Source organism: Pseudomonas sp. AC242 (assembly GCF_979258655.1).
The window spans coordinates 471,611-489,857 of sequence record NZ_OZ409873.1 but is presented as its reverse complement, the minus strand read 5'-3'; the positions used below and the strand labels follow the sequence as shown (position 1 = coordinate 489,857).

13 protein-coding genes and 1 pseudogene are annotated in these 18,247 nt (G+C 59.7%); 9 read left to right on the top strand and 5 right to left on the bottom strand.

The genetic code is table 11. The features are described from left to right. Nucleotides 1-66 precede the first annotated feature (66 nt). The 4 genes from ACZZ0A_RS02120 (at nt 67) to ACZZ0A_RS02105 (ending at nt 5,273) form a co-directional block, all read left to right on the top strand. Entirely contained in the window at nt 67-2,655 is a 2,589-nt protein-coding gene (locus ACZZ0A_RS02120; protein WP_007908866.1) for a glycosyltransferase, read from the top strand. 204 nt (nt 2,656-2,859) lie between these two features. Continuing rightward, nucleotides 2,860-4,011, top strand: coding sequence for a succinyl-diaminopimelate desuccinylase (gene dapE / locus ACZZ0A_RS02115; RefSeq protein WP_007908867.1), 1,152 nt, complete (start codon nt 2,860-2,862; stop codon nt 4,009-4,011). After that, entirely contained in the window at nt 4,011-4,820 is an 810-nt protein-coding gene (locus ACZZ0A_RS02110) for a putative RNA methyltransferase (RefSeq protein ID WP_463542458.1), read from the top strand. Before dapE ends, ACZZ0A_RS02110 begins: the two co-directional genes overlap by 1 nt. Before the next feature lie 75 nt (nt 4,821-4,895). Next, on the top strand, nt 4,896-5,273 hold the full coding sequence (locus ACZZ0A_RS02105; RefSeq protein ID WP_007908869.1) for a hypothetical protein: 378 nt from the start codon (nt 4,896-4,898) through the stop codon (nt 5,271-5,273). Between the two features lie 111 nt (nt 5,274-5,384). On the opposite strand, the gene ACZZ0A_RS02100 is transcribed toward ACZZ0A_RS02105, so the two are convergent. Then, nucleotides 5,385-5,594 carry a cold-shock protein gene (locus tag ACZZ0A_RS02100; RefSeq protein WP_007908870.1) on the bottom strand — a complete coding sequence of 70 codons (210 nt, stop codon included), beginning with the start codon at nt 5,592-5,594 and terminating at the stop codon, nt 5,385-5,387. 238 nt (nt 5,595-5,832) lie between these two features. Here ACZZ0A_RS02100 and plsB point away from each other — a divergent pair, with 238 nt between their 5' ends. The 3 genes from plsB (at nt 5,833) to ACZZ0A_RS02085 (ending at nt 9,596) form a co-directional block, all read left to right on the top strand. After that, complete coding sequence (gene plsB, locus ACZZ0A_RS02095) at nt 5,833-8,334, top strand: glycerol-3-phosphate 1-O-acyltransferase PlsB (RefSeq protein ID WP_007908871.1); 2,502 nt, start codon at nt 5,833-5,835, stop codon at nt 8,332-8,334. A gap of 133 nt (nt 8,335-8,467) precedes the next feature. Beyond that, nucleotides 8,468-8,866, top strand: a complete 399-nt coding sequence (locus ACZZ0A_RS02090; RefSeq protein ID WP_095112527.1) for a YbaY family lipoprotein — start codon at nt 8,468-8,470, stop codon at nt 8,864-8,866. A 40-nt stretch (nt 8,867-8,906) separates the two neighbouring features. Continuing rightward, on the top strand, nt 8,907-9,596 hold the full coding sequence (locus ACZZ0A_RS02085; RefSeq protein ID WP_007908873.1) for a DUF4197 domain-containing protein: 690 nt from the start codon (nt 8,907-8,909) through the stop codon (nt 9,594-9,596). On the opposite strand, the pseudogene ACZZ0A_RS02080 reads toward ACZZ0A_RS02085, so the two are convergent. From ACZZ0A_RS02080 to ACZZ0A_RS02070, 3 genes and pseudogenes are all read right to left on the bottom strand, one after another. Then, nucleotides 9,593-10,983: pseudogene (locus tag ACZZ0A_RS02080) on the bottom strand (Fic family protein). The gene ACZZ0A_RS02085 and the pseudogene ACZZ0A_RS02080 sit on opposite strands and share 4 nt — an antisense overlap. A gap of 729 nt (nt 10,984-11,712) precedes the next feature. After that, nucleotides 11,713-14,781 (bottom strand): efflux RND transporter permease subunit, encoded by a 3,069-nt coding sequence (locus tag ACZZ0A_RS02075; protein WP_007908878.1) that lies wholly within the window; start codon nt 14,779-14,781, stop codon nt 11,713-11,715. A gap of 6 nt (nt 14,782-14,787) precedes the next feature. Continuing rightward, nucleotides 14,788-15,888, bottom strand: coding sequence for an efflux RND transporter periplasmic adaptor subunit (locus tag ACZZ0A_RS02070; RefSeq protein WP_414916560.1), 1,101 nt, complete (start codon nt 15,886-15,888; stop codon nt 14,788-14,790). Nucleotides 15,889-15,982: 94 nt separating this feature from the next. On the opposite strand from ACZZ0A_RS02070, the gene ACZZ0A_RS02065 reads away from it, so the two are divergent. Beyond that, a complete protein-coding gene (locus tag ACZZ0A_RS02065; RefSeq protein WP_007908881.1) occupies nt 15,983-16,618 on the top strand; it encodes a TetR/AcrR family transcriptional regulator in 636 nt (211 codons plus the stop codon). Nucleotides 16,619-16,750: 132 nt separating this feature from the next. Here ACZZ0A_RS02065 and ACZZ0A_RS02060 read toward each other — a convergent pair whose 3' ends face one another. After that, a complete protein-coding gene (locus ACZZ0A_RS02060; protein ID WP_007908882.1) occupies nt 16,751-17,533 on the bottom strand; it encodes a class I SAM-dependent methyltransferase in 783 nt (260 codons plus the stop codon). A 92-nt stretch (nt 17,534-17,625) separates the two neighbouring features. Between ACZZ0A_RS02060 and ACZZ0A_RS02055 the strand changes: the two genes are divergently transcribed. Beyond that, nucleotides 17,626-18,246 (top strand): hypothetical protein, encoded by a 621-nt coding sequence (locus ACZZ0A_RS02055; protein ID WP_007908883.1) that lies wholly within the window; start codon nt 17,626-17,628, stop codon nt 18,244-18,246. Nucleotide 18,247 lies beyond the last annotated feature (1 nt).

The following is an 18,247-nucleotide window of genomic DNA, read 5'->3' as shown; positions in this document are numbered from 1 at the left end:
TGCGCGCCCCTCGGGCGTCTAGCCGACCGATCCTCCGTTCCACAGCCTTTGGAACCCGAAATAGCTATGTCATCGCGTAAATTTGGACTCAACCTGGTGGTGGTTCTGGCAATCGCCGCCCTGTTCACCGGTTTCTGGGCGCTGATCAATCGCCCGGTTTCGGCGCCGAACTGGCCGGAGCAGATCTCCGGTTTCTCCTACTCGCCGTTCCAGCAGGGACAATATCCGCAGAAGGATCAGTATCCGACTGACGACGAAATGCGCCGCGATCTGGAGATCATGAGCAAGCTGACGGATAACATCCGCATCTACTCGGTGGACGGCTCGCTGGGAGACATCCCGAAACTGGCTGAAGAGTTCGGCCTTCGGGTCACCCTCGGCATCTGGATCAGTCCGGATCAGGAACGCAACGAACGGGAAATCACCAAAGCCATCGAACTGGCCAATACGTCACGCAGCGTGGTTCGCGTTGTCGTGGGTAACGAAGCGCTATTTCGTGAAGAAATCACCCCAGAAGCATTGATCGTTCTTCTCGATCGCGTGCGTGCAGCCGTGAAAGTACCGGTCACCACGTCCGAGCAATGGCACATCTGGGAGAAATACCCACAACTGGCCAAGCACGTTGACCTGATTGCCGCGCACGTTCTGCCGTACTGGGAATTCATCCCCGTCGACAAGGCCGGGCAGTTCGTTTTCGACCGCGCCCGCGACCTGAAAAAGCTGTTCCCGAAAAAACCGCTGCTGCTCTCCGAGGTCGGCTGGCCGAGCAACGGTCGCATGCGCGGTGGCGCCGATGCGTCGCCGGCAGATCAAGCGATCTACCTGCGCACCCTGGTCAACAAGCTCAACCGCCAAGGCTTCAACTACTTCGTGATCGAAGCATTTGACCAACCGTGGAAGGCCAGCGACGAAGGCTCGGTCGGCGCGTATTGGGGCGTGTTCAACGCCGCCCGTCAGCAGAAATTCAACTTCGAAGGCCCGGTCGTGGCGATCCCGCAATGGCGCGTGCTGGCGATCGGTTCGGTGGTGCTGGCGCTGTTGTCGCTGACCTTGCTGATGATCGACGGCTCGGCCCTGCGTCAACGTGGGCGGATCTTCCTGACCTTTATCGCGTTTCTTTGCGGTTCGGTATTGGTGTGGATCGGTTACGACTACAGCCTGCAGTACAGCACATGGTTCAGTTTGACGGTCGGATTCCTCTTGGCGCTCGGCGCGCTCGGGGTGTTTATCGTCTTGCTGACGGAGGCGCATGAGCTGGCCGAAGCGGTGTGGATTCACAAGCGTCGGCGCGAGTTCCTGCCGGTCGAGGGCGATTCCAGCTATCGGCCGAAAGTTTCGATCCACGTGCCGTGCTACAACGAGCCGCCGGAGATGGTCAAACAGACCCTCGACGCCCTCGCCGCCCTCGATTATCCGGACTACGAAGTCCTGATCATCGACAACAACACCAAGGATCCGGCGGTGTGGGAACCGGTGCGCGACTACTGCGCAACCCTCGGCCCGCGCTTCAAGTTCTTCCACGTCTCGCCCCTGGCCGGTTTCAAGGGCGGCGCGCTGAACTACCTGATCCCGCACACCGCCAAAGATGCCGAAGTGATCGCCGTGATCGACTCCGATTACTGCGTGCACCCGAACTGGCTCAAGCACATGGTGCCGCACTTCGCCGACCCGAAAATCGCTGTGGTGCAGTCGCCGCAGGATTATCGCGACCAGAACGAAAGCACCTTCAAAAAGCTTTGCTACGCCGAATACAAAGGCTTCTTCCACATCGGCATGGTTACTCGTAACGACCGTGACGCGATCATTCAGCACGGCACTATGACCATGACCCGGCGTTCGGTTCTGGAAGAATTGGGCTGGGCCGACTGGTGCATCTGTGAAGACGCCGAACTCGGTCTGCGCGTGTTCGAGAAAGGCCTGTCGGCGGCGTATTACCACGACAGCTACGGCAAGGGGCTGATGCCGGATACGTTTATCGACTTCAAGAAGCAGCGTTTCCGTTGGGCCTACGGTGCGATCCAGATTATCAAGCGTCACACCGGCAGCCTGCTGCGCGGCAAGGACACCGAACTGACGCGCGGCCAGCGTTACCACTTCCTCGCGGGCTGGTTGCCGTGGGTCGCGGATGGCATGAACATCTTCTTCACCGTCGGCGCACTGTTGTGGTCGGCGGCGATGATCATCGTGCCGCAACGAGTCGATCCGCCGCTGCTGATCTTCGCGATTCCGCCTCTGGCTCTGTTCGTGTTCAAGGTCGGCAAGATCATCTTCCTCTACCGTCGCGCCGTTGGCGTGAACCTGAAAGATGCCTTCTGCGCGGCGTTGGCCGGGCTGGCGTTGTCGCACACCATCGCCAAAGCGGTGCTGTACGGCTTCTTTACCAGCAGCATTCCGTTCTTCCGCACGCCGAAAAACGCCGACAACCATGGCTTCTGGGTGGCGATTTCCGAGGCGCGGGAAGAGCTGTTCATCATGCTGCTGTTGTGGGGCGCGGCGCTGGGGATCTTCTTGGTCAACGGCATGCCGAGCAACGACATGCGTTTCTGGGTGGTGATGTTGCTGGTGCAGTCGCTGCCGTATCTGGCAGCACTGATCATGGCGTTCCTGTCGTCGTTGCCGAAACCTGCGGCCAAGCCTGAGCCGGCAGCTGCATAATCGGTAACGGATAACGTCAAACGGCGGCCTTCGGGCCGCCGTTTTGCTTTAGAATGACCGCCTTTTTCAATGCCAACAAACTCGGTAGGAGCTGCCGCAGGCTGCGATCTTTTGATCTTGCTGTTGATTTTAAAAAACAAAATCAAAAGATCGCAGCCTTCGGCAGCTCCTACAGGTTTACCGTGCGCACCCGGAGTTATTTACATGACGGCCCACGCCGACCTTTCGCCGACCCTCCAACTCGCCATCGACCTGATCCGCCGTCCGTCCGTGACGCCGGTCGACGCCGATTGCCAGAAGCAGATGATGCAGCGCCTGGGCGATGCCGGTTTCACTCTCGAGCCGATGCGCATCGAAGATGTGGATAACTTCTGGGCGACCCACGGCAGCAACGACGGCCCGGTGCTGTGCTTCGCTGGCCACACCGACGTGGTGCCGACCGGTCCGGTGACCGCGTGGCAGATCGACCCGTTCAACGCGGTGATCGACGAACACGGCATGCTCTGCGGCCGTGGCGCGGCAGACATGAAAGGCAGCCTGGCGTCGATGACCGTTGCCGCCGAGCGCTTTGTCGCTGACTACCCGAATCACAAGGGCAAGGTCGCGTTCCTGATCACCAGCGACGAAGAAGGCCCGGCGCACCACGGCACCAAGGCTGTGGTCGAGCGTCTGGCGGCACGCAACGAGCGTCTGGACTGGTGCATCGTCGGCGAACCGTCGAGCACCACCCTGGTCGGCGACGTGGTTAAGAACGGCCGTCGCGGCTCGCTGGGCGCCAAGCTCACGGTCAAAGGCATTCAGGGTCACGTCGCCTATCCGCATCTGGCCAAGAACCCGATCCACCTCGCCGCTCCGGCGCTGGCCGAACTGGCCGCCGAGCATTGGGATCACGGCAACGATTTCTTCCCGCCGACCAGTTTCCAGATCTCCAACGTCAATTCCGGCACCGGCGCGACCAACGTGATTCCAGGTGATCTGGTGGCGGTGTTCAACTTCCGTTTCTCCACCGAATCGACCGTTGAAGGCCTGCAGAAGCGTGTGGCCGATATTCTCGACAAGCACGATCTGGACTGGCACATCGACTGGGCGCTGTCCGGCCTGCCGTTCCTCACCGAACCGGGCGCGCTGCTCGACGCCGTGTCGGCGAGCATCAAGGACATCACCGGTCGCGAGACCAAAGCGTCCACCAGCGGCGGTACTTCCGATGGCCGCTTCATTGCGACCATGGGCACGCAGGTGGTTGAACTGGGGCCGGTCAACGCGACCATTCACCAGGTCAACGAACGCGTGCTGGCAGCCGATCTCGACGTGCTGACCGAGATCTACTACCAAACTCTGATCAAGTTGCTCGCCTGATGCTTGCTTGCCCCATTTGCAGTGAACCGCTGAATACAGTGGACAACGGCGTGGTCTGCCCCGCCGGCCACCGCTTCGACCGCGCGCGGCAGGGTTATCTGAACCTGCTGCCGGTGCAACACAAGAACAGCCGCGACCCTGGTGACAACCAGGCCATGGTCGAGGCGCGCCGTGACTTCTTGAACGCCGGCCATTACGCGCCGGTGGCCAAGCGTCTGGCCGAACTGGCAGCGAGTTATGCGCCGGATCGCTGGGTCGACATCGGTTGCGGCGAGGGTTATTACACCGCGCAAATCGCCGAGGCCTTGCCGAACGCGGATGGCTACGCACTGGATATTTCCCGTGAAGCGGTCAAACGCGCCTGCAAACGTAATCCAGCGATTAGCTGGTTGATCGCCAGCATGGCCCGCGTGCCGTTGGCGTCGGCCAGTTGCCAGTTTCTCGCCAGTGTTTTCAGTCCGCTGGACTGGGAAGAAGCCAAGCGCCTGCTCAGTGTCGGCGGCGGTCTGATGAAAGTCGGCCCGACCAGCGGCCACCTGATGGAATTGCGCGAACGCCTGTACGACGAAGTGCGCGAATACACCGACGACAAGCACCTGGCCCTGGTGCCGGAAGGCATGGCGCTGGCGCACAGTGAAACCCTGGAATTCAAACTGACACTGGACAAGCCCGAGGATCGCGCCAACCTGTTGGCGATGACACCCCACGGCTGGCGCGCCAGTGCCGAGCGTCGCGCGGCGGTGATCGAACAGGCCGAGCCGTTCGAGACCACCGTGTCGATGCGCTACGATTATTTCGTTCTTCAATAACTTTTGGTCTCGGGCGATTGCCCGGGGCCGGCTAAATCCGCGAATGGATTTTTCAGACCCGCAGTGAGGACATCCATGCGCCAACCGGATATCGAGATTTACCTGAAAGACGCCGACGTCGACCACAAGGCCATTTCGGCCTGGCTGGGCGCCGCGTTGGGCCCGTGCAGTGACTGGGTACAGAAAGGCCAGACCTACAAGTGCAAGGCCGGCAACGTGCCGGTGACCTGGCTACCGAAAGCGGTGGGCAAATGGAACAGCCTGTACCTGGAAAGCGACCAGACGCCGTGGGACGACGACATCGCCTGCGCCCGCGCCGCATTCGCTGCGCTGAACGTGGAAGTGCGTTGCGCACCGGGCACGTGGGTTGAAGAAGAAGGCGAGGAAACGGCGGATCGCTGGATGCGCATCAGCGCCGATGGTGAAGAAGAAATCACCTGGAAAACCGCCTGATACTGATCGTTCCCACGCTCCGCGTGGGAATGCAGCCAGGGACGCTCTGCGTCCCAATGCGGACGCGGAGCGTCCGTTGAGGCGTTCCCACGCAGAGCGTGGGAACGATCATTACAGGCCTACAACATCCTCAGCCTGCAAACCCTTCTCGCCAGTAATCACCGCGTATTCGACCTGCTGGCCTTCAGTCAGCGACCGATGCCCTTCGCCGCGAATCGCGCGGTAGTGCACGAACACGTCCACCCCGTCTTCGCGCTGGATAAAGCCGTAGCCTTTGGCGTCGTTGAACCACTTCACGTTGCCGGTTTCACGGGTTGCCATCTGTTCATACTCCTTTCTTATTATTGAACAGGCTTTTCGCAGGAAAGCCTTTGCGGAACGTCAGCCTGCGTCCGACGTCCATAAAAGGGCCCCGGCGACAGACCGCCGAGTATATGACAGGTGCGAAAACTCTCAACAGGAGATTACTTCGCCGCTTTTTTGCCGATTTTCGGTGAATACGGCAAACTGTCGACCTCCCGAGCAACCGCTCGGTTTTATTCACTCACGCAGAAGCCGTATGACCCGTTCCCCGTTCCGCCGTCTTGTGTTTGGCACCCTGCGCCGACTGTTGTACCTCTGGGTTCGCTCGGAGACGATCAACCAGTCGTCGTTCACCCTCAACCTCGACCGCAGTCGTCCGGTGTTCTACGTCCTGCAAAACCCTTCGCTGACTGATCTGGCCGTGCTCGACACCGAGTGCACCAAGGCCGGCCTGCCGCGTCCGGTGCTGCCGGTGTCGGTGGGTTCGCTGATCGAACCGGCGGCGTTTTTCTACCTGACGCCGGATCCGGACTGGCTCGGGCGCCAGGACAAGCGCGGCGCACCGCCGACCCTGACGCGTCTGGTCAGCGCCCTCACCCAAAACGCTGCCGAAGACGCGCAGATCATCCCGGTCAGCGTGTTCTGGGGTCAGTCGCCGGACAGCGAAAACAGTCCGTGGAAGCTATTGTTCGCCGACAGCTGGGCCGTCACCGGGCGCCTGCGTCGACTGCTGAGCATCATCGTCCTCGGCCGCAAGACCCGCGTGCAGTTCTCCGCGCCGATCCATCTGCGCGAATTGATCGAGCACAACAAGGGCCACGAACGCACCGTGCGCATGGCCCAGCGCATTCTGCGTGTGCACTTCCGCAACCTGAAAGCAGCGGTCATCGGCCCGGACATTTCCCACCGCCGTAACCTGGTCAAAGGTCTGCTCAACCAGCCATTGGTCAAGCAAGCGATCCTCGACGAAGCCGAGCGCGAAAACATCTCCCCGGAGAAAGCCAAGGCCCAGGCCTTGCGCTACGGCAACGAGATCGCCTCGGACTACACCTACACCGCGATCCGTTTCCTCGAAGTGGTGCTGAGCTGGTTCTGGAACAAGATTTACGACGGCATCAAGGTCAACCACATCGAAGGCGTGCAGAAGGTCGCCCAGGGTCACGAAGTGATCTACGTGCCGTGCCACCGCAGCCACATCGACTACCTGCTGCTCTCCTACCTGCTGTTCCGCAACGGCCTGACCCCGCCGCACATCGCCGCCGGGATCAACTTGAACATGCCGGTGATCGGCAGCCTGCTGCGCCGTGGCGGCGCGTTCTTCATGCGCCGCACGTTCAAGGGCAATCCGCTGTACACCTCGGTGTTCAACGAATACCTGCACACGCTGTTCACCAAAGGCTTCCCGGTCGAGTACTTCGTCGAGGGCGGCCGCTCGCGCACCGGGCGCATGTTGCAACCGAAAACCGGGATGCTCGCGATTACGATGCGCAGCTTCCTGCGTTCGTCGCGGATGCCGATCGTGTTTGTGCCGGTGTACATCGGTTATGAGCGCGTGCTTGAGGGGCGTACCTATCTGGGCGAACTTCGCGGGGCAAGCAAGAAAAAAGAATCGATCTTCGACATTTTCAAAGTCATCGGCGCGCTCAAGCAGCGTTTCGGTCAGGTCGCGGTGAACTTCGGCGAACCGATCAAACTCGCAGAATTCCTCGACGCCGAGCAACCGGACTGGCGCCAGCAGGAACTCGGGCCGCAGTACAAGCCGGCGTGGCTCAACGAAACCACCAATCGCCTCGGCGAAAAAGTCGCACAGCATTTGAACGAAGCGGCGGCGATCAACCCGGTCAATCTGGTGGCGCTGGCGCTGCTGTCGACTACGCGCCTGGCGCTGGATGATCGCGCCATGGCGCGAGTGCTGGATCTGTATCTGGCGCTGCTGCGCAAAGTCCCATACTCGCCACACACCACACTGCCGGAAGGTGATGGCCGCGCGCTGATCGAGCATGTGAAGGACATGGACCTGCTCGCCGAGCAGAACGATGCGCTGGGCAAGATTCTCTATCTGGACGAGCAGAACGCCGTCTTGATGACCTACTACCGCAACAACGTGCTGCACATCTTCGCGCTGCCGGCGCTGCTGGCGAGCTTCTTCCAGAGCACCTCGCGCATGAGCCGCGAGCAGATCCTGCGCTACACCCGCGCGCTGTATCCGTACCTGCAATCGGAACTGTTCATTCGCTGGACGCTGGACGAACTGGACGGTGTGGTCGATCAGTGGCTGGAAGCGTTCGTCGAGCAAGGCCTGCTGCGTTTCGAGAAAGATGTGTACCTGCGTCCGGCGCCAAGTTCGCGACATTTCGTCCTGCTGACGCTGCTGTCGAAGAGCATCGCCCAGACCTTGCAGCGCTTCTACATGACCGTGTCGTTGCTGCTCAACAGCGGCCAGAACAGCATCAGCGCCGAAGAGCTGGAAGACCTCTGCACGGTCATGGCCCAGCGCCTGTCGATCCTCCACGGCCTCAACGCCCCGGAGTTCTTCGACAAGAGCCTGTTCCGCCACTTCATCCAGACCCTGCTCGACCTCGACGTGCTGCGTCGCGACGAGGCCGGCAAACTGAGTTACCACGAACTGCTCGGCGAACTCGCCGAAGGTGCGGCCAAACGTGTGTTGCCGGCGGAGATTCGTTTGTCGATCCGTCAAGTCGCGCTGCATCGCAGTGAAGACGCTGCAGATCAGGTCGTCGCCCAACCCGAGACCTGATGTAAACCTGGTGGGAGTGACGGTGCGACGATTCGACTTGCTCGCGAAGACGGCGTGTCAGACAACTGAAATGTTGAATGCTAAACCGCCTTCGCGAGCAAGCTCGCTCCCACAATGAAAAGGAGAACTTCCGATGCAAAAACTCACCCTGCTCGCCGCTGCCACACTGCTGAGCGCCTGCCAATCGACCACCCCCGCTGGCAAAGTCGGCCTCGACGGTGAAGTGTTCTACCTGCAGCGCATCGCTCTGCCACCGAGCGCGACCCTTAGCGTCAGCCTGCAAGACGTTTCATTGGCCGACGCGCCAGCCGTCGTATTGGACGAGCAAAAAGGCCAGGTCAAAGGCCAGGTGCCGCTGCCTTTCCACCTGAGCTACGACCCGGCGCAGGTCAAACCCGGCCATCGCTATTCGGTCAGCGCGCGCATCGAAGTCAATGGTGAGCTGATGTTCATCACCACCGAAAACCATGCCGTGCAACTCGACGGTAACGACCCGCAGCCGCTGAAAATCCGCGTCGACGCCGTTCGTTAATTCATTTTCCGCAGCCCTTTTCCGCAACAAGGAAGCCGCCATGCTCCGCCCTACCCTTCGCTTCGCCGGCCTGTGCGCAGGCCTGATGATCTCCGCCAGCGCGCTGGCGCTGTCGCTCAGTGACCTGTCGCAAAAAGACGCCACCGGAGGCCTCAAGGATGCCCTGACCCAAGGCGCACAAATCGCCGTCAAACAACTGGGCACACCCGGCGGTTTCAGTAACAACCCCGACGTGAAGATCGAACTGCCGGGCAAACTCGGCAAAGCCGCGAGCAAGATGAAAGCCTTCGGCATGGGCGCCCAGGTTGAAGAACTGGAAACCGCGATGAACAAGGCTGCCGAATCCGCTGTGACTCAGGCCCAGCCAATCCTCGTCGACGCCGTGAAGAAAATGAGCGTGGCAGACGCCAAAGGCATCCTCAGCGGCGGCAAGGATTCGGCCACGCAATACCTCGACAAATCCAGCCGCGAACAGATCCGCGCCAAGTTCCTGCCGATCGTCAAACAGGCGACCGACAAGGTTGGCGTAGCGCAGAAGTACAACTCGTTCGCTGGTCAGGCTGCTGCGTTTGGCGTTGTCGATGCGAAGAGCGCCAACGTTGAAAACTACGTCACCGAACAAGCGCTGAATGGCCTGTTCGAGATGATCGGCAAACAGGAAGAAACCATCCGCCAGAACCCGGCCGCTGCGGCGACCAGTCTGGCGAAGAAGGTGTTCGGCACACTCTAAACAGCCACGACACGGGGGCGAATCAATTCGCTCCCGTGCTTCCCTCCACGTAAAGGACTACGTAAAAAGAACACCCACTCCCGCCCCATCTTCCTTCTCTCCAAAAGCTGCAATTGGTCCAGCCCTCCAGAACCGAAGTCGCCTCGTTATACGAGCAACCAAAATTTTCCGCCAAATTGCCTGCCGTGAACTCCTTAGCCTCCCCGCTTTTTGCCGCCTGATACACCGCGCGCTGTTTTTCCGTCATCTGATCGAAGTAGCCAGAATTCGTCAGCCAGCGCTCGAACTCTTCGGTGTAGGCCACGCTCTTGCGGTAAACATCGGTAAACCCGAGCACCGCTCGCTGGATCACCGAACACTGGAATTCGATGAAGTACGTCAGATCCAGCTCATCCGCCTCGGTATGCAGGTATGAACGTCCATATTTCACCGGAGCATTACGCAGTAACAAACTGATCGCAATGTAGCGAAACGCCGCAAATTCGTTCTTGAACATGAACCAGTAAAACAACGCCCTGGCGACCCGCCCGTTGCCGTCGCGAAAGGGATGTTCGTAGCCCAAGGCAAAATGCAGTGTGATCGCCTTGATCAGTGGATGCAGGTAGCTCGTCTCTTGCGGTGAGCCTTCGGGCAGGTTGATCCAGTGCGACAGTCGCTCAAGCCGCGACACCAATCCTGCTGCAGGTGGCGGCCGGTGCACCGTATTGCCCGCCCCGTCCTGGACGACCACCTCGTCATTGGTCCTGAACACCCCAGGGGAATACTGCTCGTCATCGATACCCTCGACCCCCACCCGATGAATCGCCGCGATCAAATCCACGCTCAAGGGTTCGTAACGTCTCTCCCAGGCAAAATTCATCATCCGGTAATTACCCATCACCATGCGTTCATCCGGAGTGCGGGGCTGGCGCTGCTGCTTGAGCATGTCCTTGGCCACACGCGTAGTCGTCGCAGCGCCTTCCAACTGGCTACTGGCAATCGCTTCATCTTCGATAAGATCATTGAGCAGATAACTGAAATGCGCCCGTTCGCCAATCTGGCTGGTCATGTACTCCAGCGCAGCCGTACTGGCCTGTCGATCGACGATGGAGATGGTCTTCTGCGCCAGCGGCGTCAACAGATACTTCCCCCACTGCACAGGCTCACCCAGTGGCAGAAGGTTGATGTATTGGGCAGCCCGTGCCTTCTTGACCAAGGCCCAACAGAGCTTGGCATCCAGCCCTGGCGCCCAGCGATAACGCAACGCTTCAAATGGCAGATAACGACCTTGATCATCGAGCGGCTTGAGCAGCGCAAGATAGTCCTCCAGACGATGTTTGTGGGGCGGGCGCACCAACAAGTCGAAAACGGGGTCGGTTCTGCCTTTCAATGCTGGCGGCTTTTTCATCAAGACAAACTCAGGAACGCTGGAAGCAGAGGCTGGAGTACAGCATCCGAGGCACCAAGGCTCAATATCGGAGGTTTCTGAAAAAGATGTAGGAAGTGGCTGAGGTAGAGCGGACTACGGGTAATCAGCTAGAAACTGGTCGGCAGTCAGCCCGCCATCGCTGGCAAGCCAGCTCCCACAATTGGCTTGGGTGTATGCAGGTAGAGATTGGGCGGCTGTCAGGACCTCATCGCGAGCAGGCTCACTCCTACAGTTGGATTGCGTACATCTGCAAAAAACAGGTCGGCTGTCAGGCCGCCTTCGCGAGCAGGCTCGCTCCCACAGAAGAGCAAGAGCAGACCGCTTCTGCTCCTCACCACTCAACAGGATGAGCGTTAGCTCGGCTGCAGCTTTTGATCTTGATCTGAAGGCCCGTCGGCAGGCTGAGTGGAGGGATTGATCCGGGGGTGGGAGCGCAGCGACCGTTCGACGAAGTCGAACACATCGAGAGGAGGTGCAGCGAAGCAAACCGTAGGCGATGCCCCCGGATCGACCCCGGAGCGAAGGAACCCCGAGCCCCAGCGAGCGGGCAGAACGTCAGGGCAAAGCCTTTTGGGTTACCTTTTCGGCGTTTGGAAAAGGTGACTCGCCGTAAGGGCGAAACCGCCAGCGGCAGCACCCACAAAAACGGATATACACCCAAAACCCCAAGAACATGGTCGGCCCGAAGGCCGCCACGTCAAACGCAGATCAAACCTCCCGGCGAACCCTGAACCAAGCCGCATACAACGCCGGCAAAAACAACAGCGTCAGCGCAGTCGCAACAATCAACCCACCCATGATCGCCACCGCCATCGGCCCAAAAAACACACTCCGCGACAACGGAATCATCGCCAGCACCGCCGCCAAAGCCGTCAACACAATCGGCCTGAAGCGTCGAACCGTAGCCTCGATAATCGCCTGCCAAGGCTTAAGCCCCGAGGCAATATCCTGCTCGATCTGATCCACCAGAATTACCGAATTGCGCATGATCATCCCGGACAACGCAATCGTCCCCAACATCGCCACAAACCCGAACGGCTGACGGAACACCATCAAAAACAACGTCACCCCGATCAACCCCAACGGCGCCGTCAAAAACACCATCGCCGTACGCGAAAAACTGCGCAACTGCACCATCAACAACGTCAGCACCACGACAATGAACATCGGCACCCCGGCATTCACCGACTTCTGCCCACGCTCGGAATCCTCCACCGTGCCGCCGACATCCAACAGATAACCATCGGGCAACTCGGCACGAATCGAATCCAGCGTCGGCATGATCTGCTTCACCAACGTCGCCGGCTGCTCCTTGCCATAAATATCCGCGCGCACGGTCACGTTTGGCAGACGATTACGATGCCAGATGATCCCCTCCTCAAAGCCGTATTCCAGCGTGGCAATCTGCGACAACGCCACACTGCGACCGTTATCCGTCGGCACGGCCAGACTCGGCAGCAACGACAATTCAGTGCGCTCATGCACCGTGCCGCGCAACAGAATCTCGATCAACTCATTGTCTTCGCGGTACTGGCTGACACTCGACCCGGTCAACGAACTCTGCAGAAATTTCGCCAGATTCGCCGTGCTTACACCCAGCGCCCGGGCACGATCCTGATCGATATTCAGATACACGACTTTGCTCGGCTCCTCCCAATCCAGATGCACATTGACCACATGCGGATTCTCGCGAACCTTGGCTGCCACCTTACGCGCCAGCGCGCGAACTTCTTCGATGTGTTCACCGGTCACGCGGAACTGCACCGGATAACCCACCGGCGGACCGTTCTCCAACCGCGTGACCCGCGAACGCAATGCAGGAAATTGCTCGTTAAGCGTTTCGATCAACCAGCTGCGCAGCGCCTCACGCTCCTCGATGTTCTTCGCCAACACCACAAACTGCGCGAAGCTCGCCGCCGGCAATTGCTGATCGAGCGGCAGATAGAAACGCGGCGAGCCGGTGCCAACATAGGCGACGTAATTGTCGATGCCGGCGTGATCCTTGAGCATCGCTTCCAGACGTTTGACTTCACCGGTGGTATTGGCCAGCGACGCACCCTCAGCCAGTTTCAGATCGACCATCAACTCCAGCCGATTCGAGGCCGGGAAAAACTGCTGCGGGACGAAACGAAACAACATCACCGACGCGATAAACAGCCCCACCGTCAGCACGATCACGGTCTTGCGATGCATTACGCACCACTCGACCAGACGCCGAACGCGCTGATAAAACGGCGTGCCATACGGATCAGCCTGACCATCGCCAGTGCCATGTTTGGCCGCATGAATTTTCGCCAGATCCGGCAGGAGTTTTTCCCCCAGATACGGCACGAACATCACTGCCGCCACCCAGGACGCGAGCAGCGCGATGGTCACCACCTGGAAGATCGAGCGTGTGTACTCGCCAGTACCGGACTGCGCCGTGGCAATCGGCAGGAACCCGGCGGCAGTGATCAACGTCCCCGTAAGCATCGGAAACGCGGTGCTGGTCCAGGCATAACTCGCCGCACGGATACGGTCGAAACCCTGCTCCATTTTGATCGCCATCATTTCCACGGCAATGATCGCGTCGTCCACCAGCAAGCCCAGCGCCAACACCAACGCGCCAAGAGAGATCTTGTGCAGGCCGATGCCGAGGTAATACATGCAGGCGAAAGTCATCGCCAGCACCAGTGGAATGGTCAGCGCCACAACCATGCCAGTGCGCACGCCAAGTGAGAAGAAGCTCACCAGCAAGACAATCGCCAGCGCCTCGACCAGCACCTGAACAAACTCGCCGACCCCGGTTTTCACCGCCGCCGGTTGATCGGAAACCTTGCGCAATTGCATGCCGGCCGGGAGGTTTTTCTGGATGCGCGAGAACTCGCCTTCCAGTGCTTTACCGAGCACCAGAATGTCACCGCCATCCTTCATCGCCACCGCCAGACCGATCGCGTCTTCACCCATGAAACGCATGCGCGGCGCCGGTGGATCGTTGAACCCGCGGCGCACATCGGCGACATCGGAGATGCGGAACGTACGATCGCCGACGCGGATCGGGAAGTTTTTTATCTCCTCGACCGTCTGAAAATTTCCCGAGACCCGCAGCTGCAAGCGCTCGCTACCGGTTTCAAAGAACCCGGCGGTCGACACCGCGTTCTGTTCTTGCAGCGCTTGTTGTACCGCCGCCAGCGGCAAGCCGAGGGTCGCCAGTTTGACGTTGGACAGCTCGACCCAGATCTTCTCGTCCTGCAAACCGAGCAAGTCGACCTTGCCGACATCCTTGACCCGTTGCAGCTGAATCTGGATGCGATCGGCGTAATCCTTGAGCACCGCGTAATCGAAACCGTCGCCGGTCAGCGCATAGATATTGCCGAACGTGGTGCCGAATTCATCGTTGAAGAACGGCCCCTGAATATCCGGCGGCAAGGTCTGACGAATATCGCTGACCTTCTTGCGCACCTGATACCAGAGGTCGGGGATTTCCTTGGAATGCATCGAATCGCGAGCAATGAAGGTGACCTGGGATTCACCGGGGCGCGAGAACGACACGATGCGTTCGTACTCACCGGTTTCCATCAGTTTCTTTTCAATGCGTTCGGTGACCTGCCGCGAGACTTCCTGCGCGGTCGCACCCGGCCAACGGGTTTGAATGACCATGGCCTTGAAGGTAAACGGCGGGTCTTCGCTCTGGCCGAGTTTGGTGTAGGACAACGCACCGACGATGGCCAGCAAAAGCATCAGGAACAGTACGATCTGGCGATTACGCAGCGCCCATTCGGAAAGGTTGAAGCGCATTGGGACTTACTCCTTGTCCGCCAGATTGACCACACGGTTGGAGCGATCCACCGGACGCACCTGCTGACCCTCGAGCAACACGTGAACGCCGGCAGCCACCACCCAGTCACTGGCGCTCAAGCCTTCGAGCACCGGCACCGTTTTCTCGCCGAACGGACCGATGCGCACCAGGGTTTTCTTCAAGGTGTTGTTGCCGTTGACGACCCAGACGTAGGTCGCGCCGTTTTCGGCGGTGAGCGCCGAGAGCGGCACCGACAGGGAAACGCTATCGGCCGATTGCACGAACACGCGGGCACTCTGGCCCAGTTCGGCCGGGACTTTGCCGCTGGTGAAGGAAATACGTGCAGCAAAAGTGCGTGAGCGTGGATCGGCGGCGGGTGACAGTTCGCGGATCTGCCCGGCAAAGCGCTGGTTCTGTTGCGTCCACAACTCAACAGTGACTGGCTGACCGACCTTGAAGCGCCCGAAGCTCTGCTCCGGCAGGCTGATCAGCACTTCGCGCTCGCCGTCGGTGGCGAGGGTAAACACGGTTTGCCCGGCGGCGACGACCTGTCCGACTTCCACCGAACGCTTGGCCACCACACCATCCTGCGGCGCACGCAACACCGCGTAACTGGCCTGATTGGTCGAAACGTTGAATTCAGCTTTGATTTGTTTGAGGCGGGCTTCACCGGAGCGGTAAAGGTTTTCCGCATTGTCGTAGGCCGAGCGGCTGACCATCTGCCGATCCATCAGGGTCTTGTAGCGATCGCGCTCGGCACGCACCAGGTTGAGATTGGCTTCAGCGGCGGCGACTTGCGCCCGGGTGGCTTCCAGCTGCAGGCGCACGTCCTGCGGATCGAGTTCGGCGAGTGGCTGATCAGCCTTCACGCGCTGACCTTCATCGACCAGTCGTCGGCTGACTTTGCCGCCAATGCGGAACGCCAGATCGGGTTCGTAGCGAGCGCGAACCTCGCCCGGATAACTTTCCATCGTCTGCGCCGAAGGCTCTGGCTGCACCACCATGGCCGGTCGCACGGTGACTTGCGTCGCCTCTTCCTGACCACACGCTGACAAAAGGAACGCCAGACTCACTGGCAACGCGAGGGACAACGCATGGCGGAACATGGTGACGGACCTTTCGCTAATGGTGCTTGGAATAATTATACTGGCGGGTATGTTATTAATAGCAAACTCACCAGTCCAGTATTAAAAGCGAAGAATGTCGAACAATCTTTCAGCTCCAAACGGTCCGGGCCGTCCCAAGGATCTGGCCAAGCGCCAGGCGATCCTCGACGCGGCGAAAATTCTTTTTCTGAGTCATGGCTATGCCAACACCAGCATGGACGCGGTCGCCAGCGAGGCTGGCGTGTCGAAGCTGACGGTCTACAGCCATTTCAACGACAAAGAGACGCTGTTCTCCGCCGCCGTCGTGGCCAAGTGCGAGGAGCAATTGCCGCCATTGTTCTTCGAATTGCCCGAAGGCATCGCCGTGGAAAATGTGTTGCTGAACATTGCGCGAGGCTTTCATCACCTGATCAACAGTGATGAGTCGGTGAACTTGCACCGCTTGATCATGGCGCTGGGCAGTCAGGATCCGAAGCTGTCGCTGATCTTCTTCGAGGCCGGCCCTCAGCGCATGGTGCAAGGCATGGAGCGGTTGTTGACGCGCATTCACGAGACAGGCGCGCTGAGCATCGATCTGCCGCGCAATGCCGCCGAGCATTTCTTTTGCCTGATCAAGGGTGCGGGGAATTTTCGGCTGTTGTATGGCTGTGGGGAGCCGTTGACTGAAGAGGCAGCGGAAAGCCATGTGCAGGAAGTGGTGGGGTTGTTTATGCGGGCGTACAAAGCCTGATTTCTGCGGTGTCGGCACTGACGCCATCGCTGGCAAGCCAGCTCCCACAAGGATTTGGGTGTGATCACAAATCGTGTACACACCACCAAACCCTGTGGGAGCTGGCTTGCCAGCGATGAGCGCGACTCGGTATCAAGCCTTGAGCGCTTTCTTCGGGTAGATGTCATAACGGCTCGATTTGCCATCCAGCGCATGACTCGGCTTCGGCCCCTCAATGCACGGTGCCTTGCGCGGTCGTTTGACCACCACCCGGTGCGTCGCTAATGCCAAAGCGGCCTGCAACAGCGCCGGCGCATCCGGATCATCACCCACCAACGGCCGGAACAGACGCATTTCCTTTTTCACCAGCGCAGTCTTCTCGCGATGCGGAAACATCGGGTCGAGATAAATCACCTGCGGCGCCTCACCTTCCCAGTTCTGCATGACTTCGATGGAGTTGCCCTTGAGCAACTTCATCCGCGCCACGATCGGCGCCACGTCGAAATCTTCCGCCGCCCGCGCCAGACCATCTTCCAGCAGCGCGCCGATGAGCGGCTGGCGTTCGATCAGGCTCATCTCGCAACCGAGACTGGCCAGCACGAACGCATCCTTGCCCAGCCCCGCCGTGGCATCCAGCACGCGCGGGCGCACGCCTTGAGCGATGCCGACAGCCTTGGCGATCATCTGCCCGCTGCCGCCACCGTATAAGCGCCGATGCGCCGCACCACCTTCAACAAAGTCGACCCGCACCGGCCCCGGTGCATCCGGGCCGAGCTGTTGCAGCTGCAAACCCTGCTCGCCGACCTGCAAGGCAAACTCGCCGTCCGCCACTTCAAGCGGCAGGCCCAGGCGCTCGGCCCACTGCCCGGCTTGCGCTTCAAACGTCGGGCCGAGGGCCTGAACATGGATGCGGCAGGCCGCAGGTTGCTCGATCATGGAAAACACGCTCAAAAATTCAAGGATCGGCAAAAACCGCCGATAATTCATTCAACGCGCATTTTGCCAGAGCTGAGCGTCAACCGAAAAAAATGTCAGGCATTCTTCCCACATCGATTGGCTACATCTCGCCCCATGGCGACTTTAGCCGTCACAACACTCAAGCACTGAGCGGCGTCAGTCACCTGTGGCAGGATTTCTTTGCCCAGGCGATGGCCGAACAGACGAGTGAAGTGGTGCCTGCCTGTGGCACGTTCCCTCCGGTTGACCTGAGCAGCCCTGAAGAACCGACCATCGGCAGCGAGCTGCACGCGCACATCGTCAGCCAGCGCGAGTGCGATGTGGTGGAAACCGAAGTGCGTCCGCCAGAGCCGCTGTTCCTGCCGATCGCCGAATTCGAAATGGACTTGCTGGACAAACCATTCCCGCCGTTCCCGCCAGAAGAACTGAAAGCTCAGCAAGAGCAACAGGATTTCGACAGCAGTTGGGTGCGTCCGGTGGTGATCAACAATGGTCAGCCCGTTCCAGAGCCTGGCCCGGCCCCGCAGAAGAAACCGCTGTACCTGCCGATTGCCGAATTCGATCTGGATCTGCTGCAAAAGCCTTATCCGCCGTTCCCGCCGGAAGAAATCGTCGAGCAACAGAAGGCGCTGGACTTCGATAATGGCTGGGCCCGCCCGATCGTTCTGCAGAACCTGCGCCTCGCCGCCTAAA

Coding starts and splice junctions, on each gene's coding strand:
- ACZZ0A_RS02120 (WP_007908866.1), top strand. CDS start 67: ATGTCATCGCGTAAATTTGGACTCAACCTGGTGGTGGTTCTGGCAATC.
- dapE (WP_007908867.1), top strand. CDS start 2,860: ATGACGGCCCACGCCGACCTTTCGCCGACCCTCCAACTCGCCATCGAC.
- ACZZ0A_RS02110 (WP_463542458.1), top strand. CDS start 4,011: ATGCTTGCTTGCCCCATTTGCAGTGAACCGCTGAATACAGTGGACAAC.
- ACZZ0A_RS02105 (WP_007908869.1), top strand. CDS start 4,896: ATGCGCCAACCGGATATCGAGATTTACCTGAAAGACGCCGACGTCGAC.
- ACZZ0A_RS02100 (WP_007908870.1), bottom strand. CDS start 5,594: ATGGCAACCCGTGAAACCGGCAACGTGAAGTGGTTCAACGACGCCAAA.
- plsB (WP_007908871.1), top strand. CDS start 5,833: ATGACCCGTTCCCCGTTCCGCCGTCTTGTGTTTGGCACCCTGCGCCGA.
- ACZZ0A_RS02090 (WP_095112527.1), top strand. CDS start 8,468: ATGCAAAAACTCACCCTGCTCGCCGCTGCCACACTGCTGAGCGCCTGC.
- ACZZ0A_RS02085 (WP_007908873.1), top strand. CDS start 8,907: ATGCTCCGCCCTACCCTTCGCTTCGCCGGCCTGTGCGCAGGCCTGATG.
- ACZZ0A_RS02075 (WP_007908878.1), bottom strand. CDS start 14,781: ATGCGCTTCAACCTTTCCGAATGGGCGCTGCGTAATCGCCAGATCGTA.
- ACZZ0A_RS02070 (WP_414916560.1), bottom strand. CDS start 15,888: ATGTTCCGCCATGCGTTGTCCCTCGCGTTGCCAGTGAGTCTGGCGTTC.
- ACZZ0A_RS02065 (WP_007908881.1), top strand. CDS start 15,983: ATGTCGAACAATCTTTCAGCTCCAAACGGTCCGGGCCGTCCCAAGGAT.
- ACZZ0A_RS02060 (WP_007908882.1), bottom strand. CDS start 17,533: ATGATCGAGCAACCTGCGGCCTGCCGCATCCATGTTCAGGCCCTCGGC.
- ACZZ0A_RS02055 (WP_007908883.1), top strand. CDS start 17,626: ATGTCAGGCATTCTTCCCACATCGATTGGCTACATCTCGCCCCATGGC.